The 19,645-nt window shown below is 57.4% G+C and carries 23 protein-coding genes; 10 read left to right on the plus strand and 13 right to left on the minus strand.

The window, feature by feature from the left end; all coding sequences use genetic code 11:
- Window positions 1-14: 14 nt before the first annotated feature.
- The 4 genes from flgC to AB5Y92_RS03800 all read right to left on the minus strand — a co-directional run bounded on the left by flgC (window position 15) and on the right by AB5Y92_RS03800 (window position 2,881).
- Entirely contained in the window at window positions 15-434 is a 420-nt protein-coding gene (flgC, locus tag AB5Y92_RS03785; RefSeq protein ID WP_005350658.1) for a flagellar basal body rod protein FlgC, read from the minus strand.
- Window positions 434-832 (minus strand): flagellar basal body rod protein FlgB, encoded by a 399-nt coding sequence (flgB, locus tag AB5Y92_RS03790; RefSeq protein WP_108614397.1) that lies wholly within the window; start codon window positions 830-832, stop codon window positions 434-436. Before flgB ends, flgC begins: the two co-directional genes overlap by 1 nt.
- Window positions 833-1,127: 295 nt before the next feature.
- The gene (locus AB5Y92_RS03795; RefSeq protein ID WP_005350656.1) at window positions 1,128-1,952 is read right to left on the minus strand and encodes a protein-glutamate O-methyltransferase CheR; all 825 of its coding nucleotides are present in this window, start codon (window positions 1,950-1,952) and stop codon (window positions 1,128-1,130) included.
- Between the two features lie 17 nt (window positions 1,953-1,969).
- A complete protein-coding gene (locus AB5Y92_RS03800; protein ID WP_005334174.1) occupies window positions 1,970-2,881 on the minus strand; it encodes a chemotaxis protein CheV in 912 nt (303 codons plus the stop codon).
- A 144-nt stretch (window positions 2,882-3,025) separates the two neighbouring features.
- Here AB5Y92_RS03800 and flgA point away from each other — a divergent pair, with 144 nt between their 5' ends.
- The 3 genes from flgA (at window position 3,026) to AB5Y92_RS03815 (ending at window position 4,534) form a co-directional block, all read left to right on the plus strand.
- Window positions 3,026-3,709 (plus strand): flagellar basal body P-ring formation chaperone FlgA, encoded by a 684-nt coding sequence (flgA, locus tag AB5Y92_RS03805; protein WP_005334175.1) that lies wholly within the window; start codon window positions 3,026-3,028, stop codon window positions 3,707-3,709.
- A gap of 91 nt (window positions 3,710-3,800) precedes the next feature.
- Window positions 3,801-4,121 (plus strand): flagellar biosynthesis anti-sigma factor FlgM, encoded by a 321-nt coding sequence (flgM, locus tag AB5Y92_RS03810; RefSeq protein ID WP_005334177.1) that lies wholly within the window; start codon window positions 3,801-3,803, stop codon window positions 4,119-4,121.
- Window positions 4,118-4,534 carry a flagella synthesis protein FlgN gene (locus AB5Y92_RS03815; RefSeq protein WP_040066163.1) on the plus strand — a complete coding sequence of 139 codons (417 nt, stop codon included), beginning with the start codon at window positions 4,118-4,120 and terminating at the stop codon, window positions 4,532-4,534. The genes flgM and AB5Y92_RS03815 overlap by 4 nt, the downstream gene beginning before the upstream one ends.
- A 36-nt stretch (window positions 4,535-4,570) precedes the next feature.
- Here the strand turns inward: AB5Y92_RS03815 and yfcE are convergent, their stop codons facing one another.
- Both yfcE and AB5Y92_RS03825 read right to left on the minus strand, forming a co-directional pair.
- Window positions 4,571-5,113 carry a phosphodiesterase gene (yfcE, locus tag AB5Y92_RS03820; protein ID WP_368225609.1) on the minus strand — a complete coding sequence of 181 codons (543 nt, stop codon included), beginning with the start codon at window positions 5,111-5,113 and terminating at the stop codon, window positions 4,571-4,573.
- Between the two features lie 10 nt (window positions 5,114-5,123).
- Complete coding sequence (locus AB5Y92_RS03825) at window positions 5,124-6,761, minus strand: peptide ABC transporter substrate-binding protein (protein ID WP_368225611.1); 1,638 nt, start codon at window positions 6,759-6,761, stop codon at window positions 5,124-5,126.
- Window positions 6,762-6,917: 156 nt separating this feature from the next.
- Here AB5Y92_RS03825 and AB5Y92_RS03830 point away from each other — a divergent pair, with 156 nt between their 5' ends.
- Entirely contained in the window at window positions 6,918-7,817 is a 900-nt protein-coding gene (locus tag AB5Y92_RS03830; protein ID WP_368225613.1) for a DMT family transporter, read from the plus strand.
- A gap of 19 nt (window positions 7,818-7,836) precedes the next feature.
- On the opposite strand, the gene rsuA is transcribed toward AB5Y92_RS03830, so the two are convergent.
- Entirely contained in the window at window positions 7,837-8,529 is a 693-nt protein-coding gene (rsuA, locus tag AB5Y92_RS03835) for a 16S rRNA pseudouridine(516) synthase RsuA (protein ID WP_021231067.1), read from the minus strand.
- A gap of 168 nt (window positions 8,530-8,697) precedes the next feature.
- On the opposite strand from rsuA, the gene AB5Y92_RS03840 reads away from it, so the two are divergent.
- Window positions 8,698-9,897 carry an HD-GYP domain-containing protein gene (locus tag AB5Y92_RS03840; protein WP_368225616.1) on the plus strand — a complete coding sequence of 400 codons (1,200 nt, stop codon included), beginning with the start codon at window positions 8,698-8,700 and terminating at the stop codon, window positions 9,895-9,897.
- 18 nt (window positions 9,898-9,915) lie between these two features.
- Here AB5Y92_RS03840 and AB5Y92_RS03845 read toward each other — a convergent pair whose 3' ends face one another.
- On the minus strand, window positions 9,916-10,095 hold the full coding sequence (locus tag AB5Y92_RS03845; RefSeq protein ID WP_005359499.1) for a hypothetical protein: 180 nt from the start codon (window positions 10,093-10,095) through the stop codon (window positions 9,916-9,918).
- Window positions 10,096-10,226: 131 nt separating this feature from the next.
- Window positions 10,227-10,880 (minus strand): fructose-6-phosphate aldolase, encoded by a 654-nt coding sequence (fsa, locus tag AB5Y92_RS03850; protein ID WP_368225618.1) that lies wholly within the window; start codon window positions 10,878-10,880, stop codon window positions 10,227-10,229.
- Window positions 10,881-11,008: 128 nt separating this feature from the next.
- Here fsa and AB5Y92_RS03855 point away from each other — a divergent pair, with 128 nt between their 5' ends.
- The 4 genes from AB5Y92_RS03855 to AB5Y92_RS03870 all read left to right on the plus strand — a co-directional run bounded on the left by AB5Y92_RS03855 (window position 11,009) and on the right by AB5Y92_RS03870 (window position 17,173).
- Window positions 11,009-11,905: a glycyl-radical enzyme activating protein gene (locus AB5Y92_RS03855; RefSeq protein ID WP_368225620.1), complete on the plus strand. Its 897-nt coding sequence runs from the start codon at window positions 11,009-11,011 to the stop codon at window positions 11,903-11,905.
- A 4-nt stretch (window positions 11,906-11,909) separates the two neighbouring features.
- Window positions 11,910-14,354 carry a formate C-acetyltransferase/glycerol dehydratase family glycyl radical enzyme gene (locus tag AB5Y92_RS03860; protein ID WP_368225622.1) on the plus strand — a complete coding sequence of 815 codons (2,445 nt, stop codon included), beginning with the start codon at window positions 11,910-11,912 and terminating at the stop codon, window positions 14,352-14,354.
- Between the two features lie 94 nt (window positions 14,355-14,448).
- Window positions 14,449-15,195 (plus strand): DNA-binding transcriptional regulator YciT, encoded by a 747-nt coding sequence (locus tag AB5Y92_RS03865; RefSeq protein WP_005350628.1) that lies wholly within the window; start codon window positions 14,449-14,451, stop codon window positions 15,193-15,195.
- A gap of 127 nt (window positions 15,196-15,322) precedes the next feature.
- Window positions 15,323-17,173, plus strand: a complete 1,851-nt coding sequence (locus AB5Y92_RS03870; protein ID WP_368225624.1) for an extracellular solute-binding protein — start codon at window positions 15,323-15,325, stop codon at window positions 17,171-17,173.
- Between the two features lie 94 nt (window positions 17,174-17,267).
- Here AB5Y92_RS03870 and AB5Y92_RS03875 read toward each other — a convergent pair whose 3' ends face one another.
- Together AB5Y92_RS03875 and AB5Y92_RS03880 are read right to left on the minus strand one after the other, a co-directional pair.
- Window positions 17,268-17,660, minus strand: coding sequence for a DUF2750 domain-containing protein (locus AB5Y92_RS03875; RefSeq protein ID WP_005334204.1), 393 nt, complete (start codon window positions 17,658-17,660; stop codon window positions 17,268-17,270).
- Between the two features lie 159 nt (window positions 17,661-17,819).
- Window positions 17,820-18,368 carry a hypothetical protein gene (locus AB5Y92_RS03880; RefSeq protein ID WP_368225626.1) on the minus strand — a complete coding sequence of 183 codons (549 nt, stop codon included), beginning with the start codon at window positions 18,366-18,368 and terminating at the stop codon, window positions 17,820-17,822.
- Window positions 18,369-18,613: 245 nt separating this feature from the next.
- Between AB5Y92_RS03880 and AB5Y92_RS03885 the strand changes: the two genes are divergently transcribed.
- Window positions 18,614-18,862, plus strand: a complete 249-nt coding sequence (locus tag AB5Y92_RS03885) for a TIGR02647 family protein (RefSeq protein ID WP_005334209.1) — start codon at window positions 18,614-18,616, stop codon at window positions 18,860-18,862.
- Here the strand turns inward: AB5Y92_RS03885 and AB5Y92_RS03890 are convergent.
- Both AB5Y92_RS03890 and AB5Y92_RS03895 read right to left on the minus strand, forming a co-directional pair.
- Window positions 18,849-19,154, minus strand: a complete 306-nt coding sequence (locus tag AB5Y92_RS03890; protein ID WP_368225628.1) for a hypothetical protein — start codon at window positions 19,152-19,154, stop codon at window positions 18,849-18,851. The two genes, AB5Y92_RS03885 and AB5Y92_RS03890, sit on opposite strands and share 14 nt — an antisense overlap.
- Window positions 19,155-19,232: 78 nt before the next feature.
- Window positions 19,233-19,442, minus strand: coding sequence for a cold-shock protein (locus AB5Y92_RS03895; RefSeq protein WP_005302803.1), 210 nt, complete (start codon window positions 19,440-19,442; stop codon window positions 19,233-19,235).
- Window positions 19,443-19,645 lie beyond the last annotated feature (203 nt).

The following is a 19,645-nucleotide window of genomic DNA, read 5'->3' on the forward strand; positions in this document are numbered from 1 at the left end:
CTGCATCCCTCCTATCAGGACTTGCCAAGCTGGAGCGTCTGCTGCAGCATCTTCTTGGCCGAATCAGCAACCTGAACGTTGGTCTGGTAGCTGCGCGAGGCGTTGATCATGTCGGCCATCTCTTCAACCATGTTGACGTTTGGCTTGAAGATAAAACCGTCTTTATCCGCCATCGGGTGGTTGGGGTTGTACTCCTTAAGCAGTGGCGCCTTGCTCTCGACAATCCCCTTCACCTCAACCCCGACCGAGCCCTGCTTGTCAGACATCGCCTGATCGAGCTGGGCGGCAAAGACTGGCCGCCTGGCGTGGTAAGTATTTTCCACACTGGAGCTGACGCTGTCCGCGTTGGCCATGTTGCTGGCAACCGTGTTGAGGCGCACTGACTGTGCACTCATAGCCGAGCCTGCTATGTCAAAGACCTTGAACAAACTCATCACTGCTCTCCTTTCAGAGCCTTGAGCAGGCCACTGATCTTGCTATTCATAAATTCAAGGGAGGTTTGATACTCGAGGCTATTGCGCAGAAATTCGCTGCGCTCCTGCTGCACATCGACCGTATTGCCGTCACCGGTATCCGGTTGCAGCGGGTTGCGATATTGCACGGTACCCGAAGCGTCCATATTCAAGGCAAAGTGCTTTTCGCTGGTCGTAGCCAAACCAAAACCCTGATGCGACTGGGCCTCCTGCAATGCCTGAGCAAAATTGATATCCCTGGCTTTGAAGCCTGGGGTATCTGCGTTGGCAATATTGCTGGAAAGCACCTCAGCACGCTTGGCGCGAACGCTTATGGTGTGTTGATGCACACCGAATGCCTTGTCAAATGAAAGAGCCATAGCACACCTCCTGCTTGGTTTATTTTGTTTGCAAGAGGTGTGCCACAAGCAAATCACTCAGTTCGATGGTTTGGGTATGAGCACATTTCAGACCGAAAACGGCAGGAGCATCTCGCGCATTGAGTCAGACGGCATCATTTGGCCACCTTAAGGCTTCAACCACTTTTGCAGTGGCGAGATATGGTAGGTAAATAGAAAGACTGAGCTGTAGATAAAGAAAGAGGGAAGCTCGTAGCTTCCCTCTTTACATGAGGTGGCAATATTCGGCAGACCCCGAATATCAAGGCGGTCAGGCCTATTTGACCTTGTAGACAATCCCCGGGTTGCAGCGGATCATCTCGAACCGATCGGTCAACCCGGCCAGTGACTCCGACGCTCCCAACATCAGATATCCACCGGGATTAAGACTGGCAGCAAACTGGTTGAGGATCTTCGACTTCACTTCCGGCGCAAAATAGATGAGCACGTTACGGCAAAAGATAATGTCAAACTTGCCGAGCAAACTATAACTCTCCAGCAAGTTGAGTGGCCGGAAGGTGGTCAATTTTCTGACTCGCTCAGCGACCCGCATCTTGTTGTCACCGTAGGGCTCAAAAAACATCTTCTTGCGCTCCGGTGACAAACCGCGCGCCAGAGCAAGGCTATCGTAAACGCCTTCCTTACACTGATTGAGCATGGTCGTCGAAATATCCGTCCCGACAATCTGCACGCCACCAGGCAAGGTACCCGGCTTTTTCATCTGCTGCTCCAGTGCCGTCATGGCAATGGAATAGGGCTCCTGACCTGACGAGGATGCGGCAGACCAGATCTTGATGGGGCGGCCACTTTTCCCCAACTCGGGGAAAATCTTGTCGGTAAGAAGCTGAAACGGATAGGTATCACGAAACCAGAGGGTCTCGTTGGTCGTCATAGCATCCACCACGGCCATTTTCAGGTCACGCTCTCGCACACTCATTGCACGGGTAACCAGATCAGACAGACTCTCGATGCCAAACTGAGCCATCAAAGGTGAAAGACGGCTCTTCACCAGATACTGTTTGTTATCCCCCAGCACAATTCCGCTCTGTACCGCCAGAAAGTTGCTGAACTGTTTGTATAAGTCGTCCGAAAGTGTCTTCATGCAGCTGTTCTTCTTTATTAGAGTGCGTTTTGTACGGCCTTGGCCAATTCATCAGGCTGGAACTTGGCGATAAAATTGTTCGCACCAACTTTCTGCACCATTGCCTGGTTGAATACTCCACTGAGCGAGGTATGCAGAATAACATGCAAATCCTTGAGATTGGGATTATTCCGGATCTCGGCAGTGAAGGTATAGCCATCCATTTCCGGCATTTCGATATCCGAAATAACCAGCGCAACCTGATCCTTGATAGGACCATTTTTGGTCATTTCCAGCAGCATGTTCAATGCTTCGCGGCCATCTTTTGCCAACACGCACTCGACACCGATAGCCTCAAGCGCACGTTGTACCTGTTTGCGTGCCACTGAGGAGTCATCCGCAACAAGAACAGGACGCCCCAGAGTCGGGTGGTCGACGCTGGCCTGAACCAACTCCTCACTCACATCCGTTGCAACCGGCGAAATTTCGTTCAATATCCGCTCAACATCAAGAATTTCGACCAACTCGCCGTCGACTTCAGTCACGGCAGTCATGTAGTTGATGCGACCTGCACCTTTGGGCGGAGGCAGGATGGATTCCCAGTTCATATTGATGATGCGCTCGACCGAATGCACCAGAAAACCCTGAATAGAGCGGTTGTACTCGGAGATGATAATGAAGCATTTGCTCAGATCATCAATCGGGCGTTTGCCAACCGCCATGCTGAGGTCGATAACCGAGATCGTCTGGCCACGAATATGAGCCACTCCGCGAATGCAGGAGTTCAATTTTGGCATCACGGTCAAGGGGGGGCACTGCAACACTTCACGCACTTTGAATACGTTGATGCCAAATCTTTGACGTCCATTGAGACGAAACAACAACAACTCCAGCCGGTTTTGCCCCACTAGCTGGGTACGTTGGTTGACCGAGTCCAGGATACTGGCCATAAACACTCCCTAAAAACGCTTGGCATTAATCATGCATGCGTGATGGATTGCGTCAGACTATCGATGTGACAACGAACAGATTCTGAAGCAATCATAGTTAAATATGGTGATATGCGTGAACAACTTATCGACCAACGAGCGAAAATGATTAACCGACTTTTACTCATCAGCCTCTTTTTTGGCAGCATATCTTCCAGCTACGCCTCGGACGTCACTACTTATCTGCAAGAAAAGGCACAAGAGTTCGTTTACAGCCAGCTGGATATTCCGTTGGATGCCAGAGCCGAGGTCACCTCTGCCACGCTGGATGAACGGCTCCCACTGACCCGCTGCGAAGATCTGCTCACTATCAGCTTACCAGCAAAAATGGAAATTCGCCGTAATACAACAGTTTACCTTAAATGTGAGGAAGAGAGGCCCTGGGACGTCTATCTCCCAGTGCGGGTCAGCATTCAAAAGCCCTATGTCACTGTGACCAACCCCATCGCCAAAGGGGACCTGCTGAGTGAAAGCCAGCTGGTGTTGGCCTATCAGGATCAGACCCTTATACGCGGCGACTACCTGACTGACACAGCTCCTCTTGTCGGAGTACGCAGCAAGCGGGAGCTAAAACCTGGGCAACCAATCCGTTTGAGCCAGGTTTGTGTCGTGTGCAAAGGGGATCAGGTCACCCTGACGGCAGAAAATAGCAACTTCCAGATCAAAACCATGGCCCGAGCCTTGCAAGATGGCAGCTTCGGAGAGATCATCAAACTCGTCAATATTCGCTCCGGCAAAACCGTTGAGGGTAAAGTCAGTGCAGTAGGTGCCGTATCGGTCACTTTTTAAGTCCGGATCCTTGACAACTTTTTTCTAAAGTTTTGATCTGCCGCACCGATAAACAGGTAAGCAAACCTTAAAGCAGACGAAGGTAACTAAAATGGCCATCAACAATATCAACAACTTGGCGAATAATCGGTTGCAAAATACCGCTAATAGCCAGGGGACAGGCAGCAAGTCAGTCACCTCATCGCCCGAAAACAAAGCGGCTACTGTCAAGCTGGACTCCGTCTCCTTGACCAGTGAGGCGCAACAATTGCAAAAGATGCAACAAAACCTCAATACCGCCTCGACCGGCAATGAGAGCAAGGTCGAACGGCTGAAAAAAGCCGTCGCGAGTGGCGAATATCAGGTTAACAGCGACGCTGTGGCCAAGAAGATGTTCAGTTTCGAGGCCAATCTGGACAAAGTTCTGGGATGATGGATTTACCTTCGTTACTGCACACCCAAGATGATTACCTCAGCCAGATGCAAGGCATTCTGGAAGAGGAGTTCAGCTTGCTCGAACAGCATCAGGCACTGGCCCTGCCCGCACTGACCGAGCGCAAACAGCAGTTGCTTGCTGCGATAGAAACTCTGGACAAGACACTGGCAGAGATGCCGGAACTGGCACTGCAGCTGGCAGCCTATCCCGACGAGATGGCGCAGCTTCGTGCAAAACTGGATGCTTGCCAGGCACAAAATGATATCAACGGTCGCTTGCTTGAATTGAGCATCGTCTCAAACCGTCGTCTGGCAACCTTTCTGAGTCAGCTGCGCGATCGCAACAGCCTCACCTATGACGCCAAGGGTAACACTCGCTCTGGCACCCGCTCCTACGGTATCAAGGCCTGACATCTCTTATCAGGCCTTGCATTTTTGCTCTCCGTTTTAAAGCACCAGTCGCAACAACTCTCGCCCGTCCTCACACGCATTGACGCGCAGTACTCCGTCCTCATAGCTCCCGTAACTGGCAGGCAACTCGCCGCGCGGGAAACAGATCGACCCCGGGTTCATCAAGATCCGTTCCCCCTGCCACTCCAGCACCGGCACATGGGTGTGGCCGCTCAGGAACAGACTACCCGGCGGTAGCTGTACCTCGTCCGGGCGATAAAGATGGCCATGGCTTGCAAACCAGCGCCGCTCATCGACCAGCAACTGGTTGTAGGGGGCTGTGATGGGAAAGCGCAACAGCATCTGATCCACTTCGGAATCACAATTGCCCCGCACCGCGATGATCTGCGGTACCAACTCGTTGAGCCGGTCGGCCACAGCGGCCGGGTTATACCCTTCCGGCAGAGGATTGCGCGGGCCATGGTTGAGCAGATCGCCGAGCAGCAGATAGTGATCCGGCTGCCAGGGCTCAAGTTGGGTCAGCACCCGCTCCAGCGCAATGATGCTGCCGTGGATGTCGGAAATGATGGCAAGTTTCATGAAATGCTCCTCACTGCGGGCTGAAATAGAGATCCTTGGTGGCAATCGTCCCTTTCAAATTCTGGCTGGGCAGCCCTCGCAGCGCGGGATCGACCAGTCTCATCTGATTGTAATGATACACGGGGAGGATCGGCGCCTCCTCAAGCAGCAACTGTTCGGCATGCCGGTAGAGTTCAACCCGGCTCGCGCTGTCCAGCGTATTGGCCGCCTGCTCCAGCAGCAGATCAAAGTCGGGATTGCAGTAGCCGCTCTCGTTGCGCAGATCCTGACAACGGAAGCTGCCCAGCATGGCAGACGGCTCCACGTAATCGCCAAACAGGAAGCTTCTGGCCACCTGGAAATCACCGCTATCCTTGGCCACCTGATAGGCACCCCACTCCAGACTGTTGAGGGTGACCTGTACCCCCAGCTTCTGCCACATGGCGGCAATAGCCATCGCCATCTGCTTGTGGGTTTCTGCGCTGTTGTAGGTAATGCTCAGCTTGAGTGGATTGGCACTGTTATACCCGGCCGCAGACAGCAACGCTGCCGCTTTGGCCTGGCGGGTCGGCATACCTTCAAGCGCCACAGGCAATATCACCCGGGGGTAACCCGGCATCTCCGGCAACAGCGACCATGCCGCCTGTTCATCCTGCCCGCTCACCGCTCCAATGAGCTGCTGTCGATCAACCGCCATGGAGAGCGCCTGACGCACCCGCACATCCTGCAGTTCGGGGCGCTTCAGATTGAACGCATAGAGATAGGTGCCAAACAGCGGCAAGCCCCACAGCCGCTCCGGAGATTCGCGCTTCATCTTCTGGTAATAACCGAGGGAGACCTTGTTGGTGAGCTGGATTTCACCAGCCTCATAGCGCAGCCGTTCGGCATGTTGCGAGGTGATCGGCAGATAAGTGACCCGTCCGATACGGGTGTGAAGGTCATCCCAGTAGTGGATATTGCGCTCGGCTTCTATCCGCTCGTTTGGCGTCCAGCTTGCCAACCGATAAGCACCATTGCTCACCAGCTTGCCGGACTCGGTCCACTGCTTGCCAAATTTGGCTATCGCCTTCTGGTTGACTGGCACAAAGGGGCGCTGACTGATGAGTTGCAGGAAATAGGGAGCCGGCCGCTCCAGAGTGATTTTCAGGATCTGATCGCTTTGCGCTTCAATGCCCAGATTGCCGAGCTCCAGTGCGCCGGCATAGATGGATTGCGCATTGTTGATCCCCGTGGCCAGCAGCAATCCGGCAGAAGGAGAGTTGATGGCCGGATCGAGCAGACGGCGCCAGGCATAGACAAAATCAGCGGCCACCAGCGGCTCGCCATTAGACCACTTCAGTTGGGGGCGTAGGAAAAATCGCCACTCCAGCCCATCTTCACTCACCTCCCAGCGCTGGGCCTGAGCGGGGACGATATGCCCCTGCCCATCATCGCTGACCAGCCCTTCAAACAGATCGACCAGTACCGCCTCCCCCGGGAAACCTGAGCGCACCAGTGCCGGATCCAGCGACTCCGGCTCGGCACCGTTGCCCTTGACCAGAGTTTGCCGATCGGCAAGCAGAGGCTGCTGCTCAACGGTGGTGGCATGGGCCAGGGGCCCAGCCAGCACGGCAAGCAATAGCGGGGAGAGCCAGCGTTGCGCCAGCTTGGGGAAGAAACCATACCTCATGACAAAACCTCGAATAAAACCACTGCAGGAGGGGAAGGCCGACGGCGCGCCTGATGAATGCCTGATGCCGCTCTTGTTATCCCCGAAAACGCCCCGTATTGTATCGGGCTTGCCCGGGAGATGGAGTCTTTCGGGTTAATTTTTTCAGGAGTTTTTATGGGTTATGAGTGGCTGGCCCTCGCGTCGGCCAGTTTATGGGCAATTGCAGCGCTAATTTCGGTCAAACCGGCCCGTCATCTCGGCGCATTTGCCTACAGCCGCTGGCGCATGTTTCTGGTCAGCCTGATGCTCGGCACCATGAGTCTGCTCACCGGCGGCTGGCAAACCCTCACCGCAAGCGCCCTGCCCCTGCTCGCCATCTCGGGGCTGGTCGGCATCTTCGTGGGCGATACCGCGCTGTTTGCCTGCATGAACCGGCTGGGGCCAAGACGCAGTGCCCTGCTCTTCTCCTGCCATGCGCTGTTTTCCGCCCTGCTTGGGCTCTGGCTCTTTAATGAACAGCTGACGGGCTGGCGACTGCTGGGGGCCATGCTGGTCTTTGCCGGCGTGATGCTGGCGATCCTGTTTGGCAGACGCAGTAGCAGCAACGAGTTGGAGCAGATCCGTGGCAATCTGGCGGTGGGAATTGGCCTTGGCCTGACGGCGGCACTGTGTCAGAGCGTGGGAGCCATCATCGCCAAGCCGGTGATGATGAGTGGTGAGGTGGATGCGGTGAGTGCATCGGGTATCCGGATGGGCAGTGCCCTGCTGGCCCACTGCGTCCTTCGGCTGGGGCGCTTGCCGCTGGCCATGCCACTCAAACCGGTCAATCGACATATCCTCGCCATGATTGCCACCAACGGTTTTCTGGCGATGGGGCTGGGGATGACGCTGATCCTGATGGCGCTGCGGCAGGGCGAGGTGGGCATGGTGGCCATTCTCTCCTCCACCACGCCGGTACTGCTGCTGCCGCTATTGTGGTGGCACTCGGGGGAGCGGCCATCCATTGCCGCCTGGGCGGGGGCACTGATTGCCACCCTGGGCACGGCGCTGGTGCTGGGTTTCAGCACTCACTGACACCCGGCACCATCCCAGATCAGAACAGGGCAATCTCCTCAGCGGTCAGCTCACGATATTCACCGGGTGCCAGCTCTTCATCCAGCGTCAGGCCGCCCACCCGCTCGCGATGCAAGCCAACGACCTTGTTGCCGATGGAGGCAAACATCCGCTTGACCTGATGGTACTTGCCTTCGTGGATGGTCAGGCGGGCCTCGCACTCGCCGAGAATTTCCAGCTGGGCAGGACGGGTTTTATCGGTCTCGTTACGCAGGTAGACCCCTTCGGCGAACAGCGCGATCGCATCCGGGCTCACCGGATCGGCCAGCCAGACGTGATAGGTCTTGGCACACTCGTGGCGCGGCGAGGTGATGCGGTGGGACCATTGACCGTCGTCGGTCACCAGCACCAGACCCGTGGTATCGAGGTCGAGGCGCCCCACTACATGCAGCTTGCCCATCGCCGGTTCATCCATCAGGAAGAAGACGGTCGGGTGATCCGGATCCTCGTTGGAGCAGACGTAACCTTCCGGCTTGTGCAGCATGAAATAGCGGTTGCGCTGCTCCAGCGTCAGCAGCACGCCGTCAAACTCGATCTGGCTCTGCTCATTGATATGAAAGGCGGGCTGCTTGACCACAATGCCATCCACCATGACCTCGCCCTGACGGATCAGTTTGCCTGCCAGCGAGCGGGTCAAATCGGAACAATCGCACAGAAATTTATCAAGCCGCATTCACAACCTCGGAGTCCAACAAGTAAAGGGGCGTCATTATATCGGGCGGGGGCGACAACGCCACTGTTAAGGGGGTACCAATTATGACGAACTGGTCATCCGATGTTACACTTCTCCGGTGTGACCCATCCGAACGATACTCATAATAATAAGAGTCAGGAAGCCCTCATGAAGTCTCAAGCATCCTATCCCGTCATTCCCGTCAACCAGCTGAAACCCGGCATGTATGTGATTGCTATCGCCAGCCAGACAGGTGGGATGGAGATCGCCCAGATGGGCTTGGTGACCAGCGTGGCGCAAATTGCCAATCTGGTGCGTCAGGGGGTGCTCACGGTACGCATCGATCTGGCCCGCAGCAAGCTGGGCAGTGCCGAGAGTGACGCCGTTACCTCCCCCGACCTCAATGCCAACAGCGCCCAGGTAGGGCGCCGTGCCAGTGCCTACGGCGAAGGACGAGAGCTCAAAATCCGCCGCCTTTATCAGGAAGCGCGCGAGCTGCAAGGCAAGTTCATTCGCCATCTCAAAGCGGGTGAACCCATCGACATCACCCCGCTGGCCGAAGTCGCCGAAGAGATGGTGGACACCATGTTCACCCACGGCGATGCCATGCTCTGTCTGGCCCGTATTCGCGCCAAGGATGCCTACCTGATGGAACACTCCATGAACGTGGCCATTCTGCTGGCCAACTTCGGCCGCTATCTGGGGCTTGAGCGCAGCGTGCTCAAGGAGCTGACCCTGGGTGGCCTGCTGCACGACGTGGGCAAGATCATGACCCCGGACGAGGTGCTCCACAAACCGGGCAAGCTGACCGATGAGGAGTTCGCCATCATGCGTCAGCATGTGGTGCACAGTTACGAGATCCTCAGCAATACCCCTGGCATTACCCCCACCATGCTGGAGGTGGCCGCCAACCACCACGAGCGGCTCGATGGCTCCGGCTACCCGCAGCGACTGAAGGGGGAGCAGCTCTCCCTCTATACCCGGATGAGCGGCATCGTCGATGTCTATGATGCCATCACCGCGGATCGGGTCTACAAAGCAGGTATGCAGCCGACCCAGGCCTTCCGCATTCTGCTCAAGGGGATCAATCAGCACTTTGATGCCGAACTGGTTACCAAGTTCATCAAGTGCATGGGGGTCTATCCGGTGGGAACCCTGGTACAGCTCTCAAACCAGCGCCTGGCTATCGTGATGCAGCGCAACGAGCAGCAGCCACTCAAGCCGGTGGTCAAGGTGATCTATCACGCCACCCAGCGTCACTACCTCGACGTACAGTGGCTGGATCTGGCCAAGTCAGGGGTGCAGGAGAGCATCGAAAACACGGTCGACCCCAAAGAGTTCGGCATCAACCTCGCCAACTTCTTCTAAATCTCTCACCTCGGATCTTCATGATTGGCGCTGGCTGTCGAGCCAGTGCCGGATCAGAAACTCCTCATCCAGCGGTGAGAGATCAAAACGCAGACTGGCCTCTTCAATGGCAGAGATATCGTGCTGGTGATGCTCGCTGAGCCAAAGCACCGCACGACGCAAATCTTCACCATGGGGGAGTAGCAGATGGTCGCTCATGGGATACCTCCGGTAGACTGCAGGGCGGCCAGCGAATGTAGCCACCTGTTTCAAGTCTAGTCGGTCAATCCCCATCACCCGCGCTTCTTCACCCTCCCCCCTCAATCACTGCAATCAGCTTGTCACCGGGATCAGCGACCGAAAGCGCGCTGCCAATCCTGATCGAACTTCACCAGCGCCGCATCCACCGCCGGCACGTTCAGCAGCTGCTCCGCCACATCGAGCGGCAAGGTAATCGATTGGCAACCCGCCAGCAGGCAGTCGAGCGCTTGGCGCGGGGTACGGAATGACGCTGCCAGCACCTTGCTGTTCGGTGCGTGCAGCGCAAGCAGCTGTTGCAACTCCTGCACGGTGGCAATGCCATCGCCCCCCTGGGCATCCAGCCGGTTAACGTAGGGCGCGACATATTCCGCCCCCGCCACCGCCGCCAGCCAACCCTGCAGCGGGGTATAGACAGCGGTACCCAAAGTCGGCACACCGTTGGCGGTCAGGCTCTTGATGGCAGCCAGCCCCTCTGCGCATACCGGGATTTTGATCACCAGATCCGGGTCCAGCTCACGCAGGGCGAACGCCTCACGCACCATCTCGGTTTCGGTTTTGGCCATCAACTGGGCAAACAGGCGCGCCTTGGGGCCCAGCACGTCGCGCAGGGCGGGCAGCAGCTCGCTCAGCGGCAATCCCCCGGCGGCGGTAATGGAAGGATTGGTGGTGACACCGGCCAACGGCAGGATCCGTGACCAGCGACGCACTGCCGCCACATCGGCGGTATCGAGATACAGCTCCATCTCTAACTCCTTAACGGGATGTTCAATATGTCGCCATTCTAGCGATAAAACATCTGCAAATAGCTTGATCGAAATCAAATCAACTTTCGAATGAAAGCAAATAGAATGCAAATACAAAAGGAGGCGGTATGATTTTCGACCTGCAACGATATTCAACTCACGATGGCCCCGGCATTCGCACCCTGGTGTTTCTCAAGGGGTGCTCGCTAGCTTGCCTGTGGTGTCAAAACCCGGAAAGCCGCTCTCCCAAGCCGGACATACTACTCGACCGGCGCCAGTGCATCGAGGGATGCCAGTTCTGCAGCCAGGCTTGTCCGGCAATCTTGCGTGACAGCGAGGGCATCCAGCTCAGCCGCTCTGCCCTCAAGGCCGACGATATGGAACGGCTGCGCGGCCTCTGCCCCAGCGAAGCGCTGCAGGTGTGCGGCCGCGATGAAACCCTGGACACCCTGATGGACACCATCTTGCGGGATCGTCCCTTCTTCGAGCGCAGCGGCGGTGGCGTCACCCTCTCCGGCGGCGAGCCGTTTATGCAGCCCGAATTTGCTGCCAACCTGCTGGCCCGCTGCAAGGCCGAAGGGCTGCACACCGCGGTCGAGAGCTGCCTCCATGTACCCTGGCACCAGATTGAGCCAAGCCTCCCCTCACTGGATCTGCTGCTGGCGGATCTCAAACACGTGGATAAAGAACGATTCTTCCACTGGACCCGCGGCAAGGTGGAGTTGCCCATCGCGAACCTCAAACGCCTCGCCGAGCACGGCGTGCCGATGCAGATCCGGGTGCCGCTCATTCCCGGCTTCAATGCCGACCGCGCATCGATCGAAGCCATCACTGACACCGCAGCCAGCCTCGGCACCGTGCAGGAGATCCACTTCCTCCCCTACCACACCCTGGGGATGGGCAAATATGCCCTGCTGGATCTGCCCTATCAGGCGCCTGAGACACCGCTCGACGACCCCGATTTACTCCGCTTTGCCCACGCATATGCCCAACGTCAGGGGCTGACCCCTGTGACCAGAGGATAAGATCATGACCCAGCTCGACCTCAATACCCTCAGCCCGCGGATCCGCGCCCACAAAGAGAGCCTGATCCACATCGTTCAGCCGCCGGTCTGCACCGAGCGAGCCCGCCACTACACCGAGACCTATCAGGCTCATCTCGCCCGGCCGCTGCCGGTGCGCCGAGCTCTGGCGTTGGACCATCACCTCAAGGAGCGCACCATCTGGATCAAGCACGACGAGCTGATCGTCGGCAATCAGGCCAGTCAGGTGCGGGCGGCGCCACTGTTTCCTGAGTACACCGTGAGCTGGATTGAGAAGGAGATCGACGAGCTGGCAGACCGCCCCGGCGCCGGTTTTGCAGTCAGCGAAACCGACAAGGAGATCATCCACGCCCTCACCCCCTTCTGGCGCGGCCAGACGGTGCAGGATCGCTGCTTCGGTCTCTTTACCGACGAGCAGAAAGCGCTGCTGGAGAGCGGCATCATCAAGGCCGAGGGCAACATGACCTCGGGGGATGCTCACCTCGCGGTCAACTATGAGGAGTTGCTCACGCTGGGGCTCGATGGCTTCAAGGCCAAGGTGGCCGAGCGGCGCAGTCGGCTGGATCTGGCGGATTGGGCCGATCTGCAACGTGAGCAGTTCCTGCACGCCGTCGCCATCACTCTGGAGGCGGTCAGCGATCACATCACGCGTTACGCCACTCTTGCTCACGAGATGGCCAGCGACATGGCCGCGCAAGAGCCGAGCGCCGAGCGCCGAAACGAGCTTGAGACCATCGCGCTCAACTGTGCCCACATCGCCCATCTGCCACCCGAAACCTTCTGGCAGGCGCTGCAGCTCTGCTACTTTATCCAGCTCATTCTGCAGATCGAATCCAACGGCCACTCGGTGTCATTTGGCCGGATGGATCAATATCTCTACCCCTGGTATCACCGCGAAGTGGAGCTGTCAGAATCCCTGTCACGCCCCCGCGCCATCGAACTGCTGCAAGGGTGCTGGCTGAAATTGCTGGAGGTGAACAAGATCCGCTCCGGCACCCACTCCAAGGCCTCTGCTGGCAGCCCGCTCTACCAGAACGTCACCATCGGCGGCCAGAACTGGCGGGATGGCGCTGCCCATGACGCGGTCAATGGCCTCTCCTACGCGATTCTGGAGTCCTGCGGCCAGCTGCGCTCCACCCAGCCCAACCTCTCGGTGCGCTACCACGCCGGGATGAGCGAGGATTTCCTCGACGCCTGCATTCAAGTGATCCGCTGCGGCTTTGGCATGCCCGCCTTCAACAACGACGAGGTGGTGATCCCCGAGTTCATCAAGCTCGGGGTGAGCGTGGAGGATGCCCACCACTACGCCGCCATCGGCTGCATCGAGACCGCCGTGCCCGGCAAGTGGGGCTACCGTTGCACCGGCATGAGCTTTATCAACTTCGCCCGCATCCTGCTGGCCTCCCTCGATGGCGGCCGCGATGCCACCACCGGCAAGGTCTTCCTGCCCCAAACCCAATCGCTGCGAGACGGTAACTTTGGCAACTTTGACGAGGTGATGGCCCGCTGGGATGAGCAGGTGCGCTACTTCACCCGCAAATCCATCGAGATCGACTGCGTGGTCGACAGCGTGCTGGAAGCCCAAGCCCATGACATCCTCTGCAGCACCCTGGTAGATGACTGCATCGAGCGCGGCAAGACCATCAAGGAGGGGGGCGCCGTCTATGACTGGGTCTCAGGTCTACAGGTGGGAATTGCCAACCTCGGCAACAGCCTGGCAGCCCTGAAGAAACTGGTGTTCGAGCAGGGGATTGTGGATCAGCAAGAGCTGGCCGAAGCACTCGAACAAGATTTTGCCGGGCTGGCAGGGGAGCAGTTGCGCCAGCGCCTTACCAACGCCGCCCCCAAATATGGCAACGATCTGGACAAGGTAGATATGCTGCTGGTACAGGCCTACCAGAGCTACATCGACGAGCTCAAGGGGCTGCACAATACCCGCTTCGGCCGTGGCCCCATCGGCGGCACCTACTATGCCGGCACCTCCTCCATCTCCGCCAACGTGCCCTTCGGTGCCGCCACCATGGCTACCCCGGATGGCCGCCACGCCCGCACGCCGCTGGCGGAAGGGGCCAGCCCCTCCTCGGGTTCGGATCGTCTCGGCCCGACGGCGGTATTCAACTCCATCGGCAAGCTGCCCACGGCGGCCATTCTCGGCGGGGTGCTGCTCAACCAGAAGCTGAGTCCGGCGAGCCTTGAGAACGAGCGGGACAAGGCCAAGCTGATGAGCCTGCTGCGCACCTTCTTCGAGGTGCACAAGGGGTGGCACGTGCAGTACAACATCGTCTCGCGGGAGACCCTGCTGGCAGCCAAGGCCCATCCCGATCAGTACCGGGATCTGGTGGTACGGGTGGCGGGCTATTCGGCCTTCTTCACCGCCTTATCCCCGGATGCGCAAGATGATATCATCGCCCGCACCGAGCACAGTCTCTGACGGGGCGCACCCCATGGCGCCTGTGACGTCATATGATTGGCAAGCCACCCTCGGGTGGCTTGCCGCTATCCACCACCTTGCATGCGAGCGCACCATGAATCCACGCCACCAACTGATCCTCACTCTGGTCCATCAGGCTCGCAAGATGAGCGTGAGTGAACTCTCCAGACACACAGGCGTGTCTGAGGTGACGGTGCGCAACGACCTCACCGCGCTGGAGAAACAGGGACTGCTCAGACGGGTACACGGCTCGGCCATGGCGCTGGAGACCGATGACCCGGATGCCCGGATGAACATCAATTACCTGCTCAAGGAGCGCCTCGCCGAGCGGGCCGCCCAGCTGGTGGAAGATGGCGAGACGGTCTTTATCGAGGGGGGCAGCGCCAACGCCATGCTGGCGCGCCATCTGGCCCTGCACAAACGGGTCACCATCATCACCATCAGCAGCTATATCGCCCATCTGCTCAAAGACACCCCGGCTCAGGTGGTGCTGCTTGGCGGGCTGTTCCAGCATCAGAGCGAGAGCGTGGTGGGGCCGCTGACGCGCCTCTGTATCGAGCAGGTGCACTTCTCCAAGGCCTTTATCGGGGTCGACGGTTTTCATCCCGAGATGGGTTTCACCGGCCGCGATATGATGCGGGCCGACGTGGTCAACAGCGTGCTGGCCAAGGGGATGACCAATGTGGTGATCACCGACAGCAGCAAATTTGGCGCCATCCACCCGAGCCAGCTTGGCGCGCCGGGCCAGATCAACGTACTGGTTACCGACGATGCCCTGCCCGCCCCCATGCGGGCTGCCATTGCGGCCAAGGGGATCACCCTGCACTGCGTTGCGGCCTAGGCCACCCGCTAATTCACGCTATTTCATTGACCTGACAGAATAAAATTTTCATGATGAGCCAGTCCCCATCGGGACTGACATCACCAGTGCGTGATCTGCAGGAAGCAGACTTCAGGAGAGCAAGGACATGCCATCGACCATCACCGCCGGGGAGCGCCGACTCTCCCCTATCATTCGCGCCACCGCCATCACCCTGACCCTGTGCTGGAGCCCGTTTGGCTGGAGTGCCACGCTGCCCGCCGACTTGAAGTGGGAGAGCAACAACCAGGATCCTCTCTATGCCAATCCGACAGCCAAACGCGGCGGCACCTTTCGCACCTTTATGACCAGCTTCCCCCTGACTTTGCGCAAATATGGCCCCGACTCCAACGGCGGCTTTGCCGGTTACGTGCGGGAAACCAACCTGCCACTGCTGAGCACTCATCCCGTCACCGGCAACCCCATGCCGATGCTGGCAAACGAGTGGGCCTTCGGCGCCGACAACAAGACCCTTTATTTTCGCATCAATCCCAAAGCGCGCTGGTCAGACGGCCAACCGGTCACCGCCAATGACTGGCTCTTTACCCTCAAGATGATGCGCAGCAAGGAGATCAACGACCCCTGGTACAACAACTACTACAGCACCCAGATAGCAGACATTACCAAGTTTGATGATCACACCCTGGCCATCACCAGCGGCACCGAAAAGAGCCGTCAGGATCTGCTCGAATCACTGCCCATCAGCCCGGAGCCGAGCCACGCCATCAAGCTCACCGCCAACTGGGTCAAGGAGTACAACTGGAAGGTGTTGCCGGTCACCGGCCCCTATCAGATCGATCAGGTGAAAAAGGGCAAATCGGTCACCTTCAAAAGGATTGAAAACTGGTGGGGGGATGACGAGCGCTACTTCCAGCATCGCTTCAATCCTGCACGGATCGAGATCAAGGTGCTCAGGGATCTGAACATCGCCTGGCAGCACTTCCTGCGCGGCGATCTCGACACCTTCCCGCTGGTGATGCCCAACTGGTGGCACGACAAGACCAAAACCGCGGAGTTCGAGAAGGGTTATATAGCGCGCACCTGGTTCTACAACCAGACCCCGCAATCGCCAATGGGGCTCTATCTCAACACCGCCGATCCGCTGCTGAATAATCTCGATGTGCGACTCGGGATCCAGCATGCCCTCAACCTCGACAAGATGCTCACCACCCTGCTGCGGGGGGATTACCAGCGACTCAACAGTTATGGCTCAGGTCAGGGGGAGTTTACCAACAGCGAGATCAAGGCCCGTCCGTTCGCTCCCAAACTGGCACGGGAATACTTTGCCAAAGCCGGTTTCAACAAAGTGGGGCCGCAGGGAATTTTGCAAAACGACAAGGGGCAGTCACTTACCCTCGCTATCACCTACACCACGGCGGAGCACGCCCAGCGGCTCACGCTGCTGCGGGAAGAGGCCAAGAAGGCGGGGCTTAATCTGGAGCTCAACCTGATAGATGCCTCGGCCGGTTTCAAATCGATGCTGGAGAAAAAGCACCAGAGCGCCTGGATGGCCTGGGCTGGCAGCCGCTATCCCGCCTATTGGGAGTTCTTCCACAAGGTCAACGCCAACAAGCCCCAGACCAACAACATCATGAACATCGATGACGATGCCATCACGGCTCTGGTGGAGCAGTATGACAAGGAGTTCGACTTTGCCAAAAAGGCGGCCCTGTCACGGCAGATCCAGCAGCGGCTCTATGAGCTGGCAAGCTTCGTCCCCGCCTATCAGGTGCCCTACACCCGGGAAGGCGCCTGGCGCTGGATCAAACTGCCAAAAGTACCTGCAACACCCAAGAGCGAGCAGCTTTACTGGCCCCTCGGTGGCGACAACAGCGGTTATAGCTATGGCGGTCTGCTGTGGATTGATGAAGAGCTAAAAACCGAGACCAGGGCAGCTATCAAGAGCGGCAAAACCTTCCCGGCCGAGCCCATCATCGACACCACCTATCGCCAGCCCTGATAACCACAACTCGTTTGGCAAACAGACCTAAAACAAAGACCCCGCCAGATAGCGAGGTCTTTGTTGGCAACCAGTGTTGCGAATAGCTCGGTGATCAGCCGCGTTTGGCCTGCTTCTCGGCAATGGCGTCAGCCACGTCAGCCGGCTCCAGTACAATGCCTTCCTGATCCGGGGTCGGGAACACGGCAACACACAGCTCGTCCTGCTCCATACCGTCAACCCAGCGCTCCAGCCATACCTTCAGGGTGATGGACTGTGGCTTGCAATCGGCCCACTCGCCTTCGGCCCACGCCTTGGCGTACTCCGGGTGCGGCCATACCGGGATGCAATCTTCATCGTCGGTGGTCAGCATCATGACGCCATGCTCGTCAGTCAGGACGAACAGCTCTTCATGCTCGACCAGCTTGCTGATGAAGTGATCGTAACGGTAATCAGCGTTCAGTTGCAGCGCGGCATTGCGCTCGGTGTCGCTCAGTTCATAGCTCATTGGCCAAGTCTCTCTCTCGATAAAGGGCGCCATGTTCACATCTTGTCGTCAGCTTGTCCAGCTTGCAGCCCCTTGGCACCGGATGGGGAGGGCAATGACGCCAATAAGGATAGAGCAGCCTCCTCGATAACGAGACCGCCAGCCATCATATTGCCCCTTTTACAGCGCAGGGGTGATCAGCTCCACATCAGGCTGCTCGCTCAGCTTTTGCCGCAGCCAGTAGGCGGACTCCACCTCGACAAAGCAGAGCAGATCCTGGCCATTGGCCGCCATCGCCATCAGCTGCTCAAAACGCAACTGTTGTTGCTGCTCCCAGGCGGCAGCGAGTTTGGTGCCGTGGGCCTCATCCACCACTTCGCGGCGCAACTCGAACAGGTTATCGGTAATCGGGCTGTTGATCTTGGCGGCGGTGTGCCAGTACATCAGCAGGTTATCCATCATCTCGCTGTCGTAGTTGGCCAGCGCATCCAGCTCGGGTGTCTCACCGCTGTCGCTGGCGGCAAAATCACACCAGCCCGCATCGAGTGACGCCAGCTCATGAGCCCCCTTGGCATGCTTGCGCAACAGTGCAATGTCGGCCCCCTTGCGTGCAGGCAACCAGACCTCGCCCTGATGGGCATCCAGCAGGGACGTCAACGAAGCAGTGGGGTAAACCGGAAAGCGGGTACAAAGTGAATGCAGCAGGGATACCAGAGTGATCTTGACCATGAGCGATACCTTGAACAGGGCGAACAGCCACCAATAGACCGTCCGATATAAAGAAGTGCCCTATCCTACCACGTTTGGTCCGGCTCGGCCCTTGACGAAGCTGTCAGCCAACCATCTGATTACGCCGAAAAAAACAGCATTTGAAACGCAGTATCCAGCCAAAGATCAATAATTTGAGCCAGCGCCCACTAAAGTGGATCCGGGGATGCTAGTTTGCATACATCTTTAGCGTAAGGAGTAAATCCATGATTGGGATCGACCAGGTTTCTAACGAATTCGTGAACGATTTGAAAATACTGGCATGCTTTGATCCGGCCAACATGAGCCTGGGGATTAAATTACGCAGCGATATGTCTGAAGAGTTGTGCCAGGCGGCAGCCCGTCTGCATCAACAGGGCCTCATCAGCGCAGAAGATGGCGGCTATCTCACCCCGTTTGGCATGACCATGGTTGAACACCTGCAACATCTACTGGTCGCACTCAAACCGCTTTGACAGGCTGTGGTGCCCAGAGGGAAAAGTTGAGTAGCTCCCAGCGCTTTCCTTGGTGAAGATGGCAGGCAAACAGCAAAGGACCTTCGGGTCCTTTTACTTTGCCATCCACCAGCCACTCCCCCTCCCTTTCAGGCACCAGTCGCGCATTCACCTCATCGGGTTGCTGTGCAGTGCCCATCCGGACCTGGACAAATTGCTGGCAGATCACCTGCGCCTCCATCGCGGATTGAACCGGTACCGGCACATCAGAAGTCGCAGTCAGGGTGGCAGCAAGCATGAGCGATAGCAGCATGATTTAGCACATCTTAAGCCAGACAAACAAAAAGCCGTGGCACCAGAGGTACCACGGCTTTCTTAAATTCTGTAAGGATTACAGAGCAGTTACATTCTCAGCCTGCGGGCCTTTCTGACCTTGGGTCACAGAGAACTGTACGCGCTGACCTTCAGCCAGGGTACGGAAACCGTTACCTTGAATGGCGCTGAAGTGAACGAAAACGTCCGGGCCGTTTTCTTGCTGGATGAAGCCAAAACCTTTGGTTTCGTTGAAAAACTTAACGGTACCGGTGATCATGTTAGACATATCTTTAAACCTGTATTCAAAATAATTACTTATGCTTTTCAGCGGATAAAGCTCAAAAAACGGGATTAACTTATGAACAACAGGACAAGATGTAAAACATCGTATTCATTGACATAACTATCGCCCTTTCAAGCTGATTTGGATTATACGTGGCTTTATAGATTACGCAAACAAATTTATGCCCCGCCAATGACAGGGCACAA

This window comes from Aeromonas sp. R1-1 (assembly GCF_040908495.1).
In the GTDB taxonomy this organism is placed as follows: Bacteria; Pseudomonadota; Gammaproteobacteria; order Enterobacterales; family Aeromonadaceae; genus Aeromonas; species Aeromonas veronii.

Coding starts and splice junctions, on each gene's coding strand:
- AB5Y92_RS03895 (WP_005302803.1), bottom strand. CDS start 19,442: ATGTCTAACATGATCACCGGTACCGTTAAGTTTTTCAACGAAACCAAA.
- rsuA (WP_021231067.1), bottom strand. CDS start 8,529: ATGCGGCTTGATAAATTTCTGTGCGATTGTTCCGATTTGACCCGCTCG.
- AB5Y92_RS03880 (WP_368225626.1), bottom strand. CDS start 18,368: ATGGTCAAGATCACTCTGGTATCCCTGCTGCATTCACTTTGTACCCGC.
- flgA (WP_005334175.1), top strand. CDS start 3,026: ATGATTAACCGACTTTTACTCATCAGCCTCTTTTTTGGCAGCATATCT.
- yfcE (WP_368225609.1), bottom strand. CDS start 5,113: ATGAAACTTGCCATCATTTCCGACATCCACGGCAGCATCATTGCGCTG.
- flgB (WP_108614397.1), bottom strand. CDS start 832: ATGGCTCTTTCATTTGACAAGGCATTCGGTGTGCATCAACACACCATA.
- AB5Y92_RS03855 (WP_368225620.1), top strand. CDS start 11,009: ATGATTTTCGACCTGCAACGATATTCAACTCACGATGGCCCCGGCATT.
- flgC (WP_005350658.1), bottom strand. CDS start 434: ATGAGTTTGTTCAAGGTCTTTGACATAGCAGGCTCGGCTATGAGTGCA.
- AB5Y92_RS03825 (WP_368225611.1), bottom strand. CDS start 6,761: ATGAGGTATGGTTTCTTCCCCAAGCTGGCGCAACGCTGGCTCTCCCCG.
- AB5Y92_RS03800 (WP_005334174.1), bottom strand. CDS start 2,881: ATGGCCAGTATCCTGGACTCGGTCAACCAACGTACCCAGCTAGTGGGG.
- AB5Y92_RS03870 (WP_368225624.1), top strand. CDS start 15,323: ATGCCATCGACCATCACCGCCGGGGAGCGCCGACTCTCCCCTATCATT.
- fsa (WP_368225618.1), bottom strand. CDS start 10,880: ATGGAGCTGTATCTCGATACCGCCGATGTGGCGGCAGTGCGTCGCTGG.
- AB5Y92_RS03815 (WP_040066163.1), top strand. CDS start 4,118: ATGATGGATTTACCTTCGTTACTGCACACCCAAGATGATTACCTCAGC.
- AB5Y92_RS03830 (WP_368225613.1), top strand. CDS start 6,918: ATGGGTTATGAGTGGCTGGCCCTCGCGTCGGCCAGTTTATGGGCAATT.
- AB5Y92_RS03795 (WP_005350656.1), bottom strand. CDS start 1,952: ATGAAGACACTTTCGGACGACTTATACAAACAGTTCAGCAACTTTCTG.
- AB5Y92_RS03840 (WP_368225616.1), top strand. CDS start 8,698: ATGAAGTCTCAAGCATCCTATCCCGTCATTCCCGTCAACCAGCTGAAA.
- AB5Y92_RS03875 (WP_005334204.1), bottom strand. CDS start 17,660: ATGAGCTATGAACTGAGCGACACCGAGCGCAATGCCGCGCTGCAACTG.
- AB5Y92_RS03865 (WP_005350628.1), top strand. CDS start 14,449: ATGAATCCACGCCACCAACTGATCCTCACTCTGGTCCATCAGGCTCGC.
- AB5Y92_RS03860 (WP_368225622.1), top strand. CDS start 11,910: ATGACCCAGCTCGACCTCAATACCCTCAGCCCGCGGATCCGCGCCCAC.
- AB5Y92_RS03890 (WP_368225628.1), bottom strand. CDS start 19,154: ATGCTGCTATCGCTCATGCTTGCTGCCACCCTGACTGCGACTTCTGAT.
- AB5Y92_RS03885 (WP_005334209.1), top strand. CDS start 18,614: ATGATTGGGATCGACCAGGTTTCTAACGAATTCGTGAACGATTTGAAA.
- flgM (WP_005334177.1), top strand. CDS start 3,801: ATGGCCATCAACAATATCAACAACTTGGCGAATAATCGGTTGCAAAAT.
- AB5Y92_RS03845 (WP_005359499.1), bottom strand. CDS start 10,095: ATGAGCGACCATCTGCTACTCCCCCATGGTGAAGATTTGCGTCGTGCG.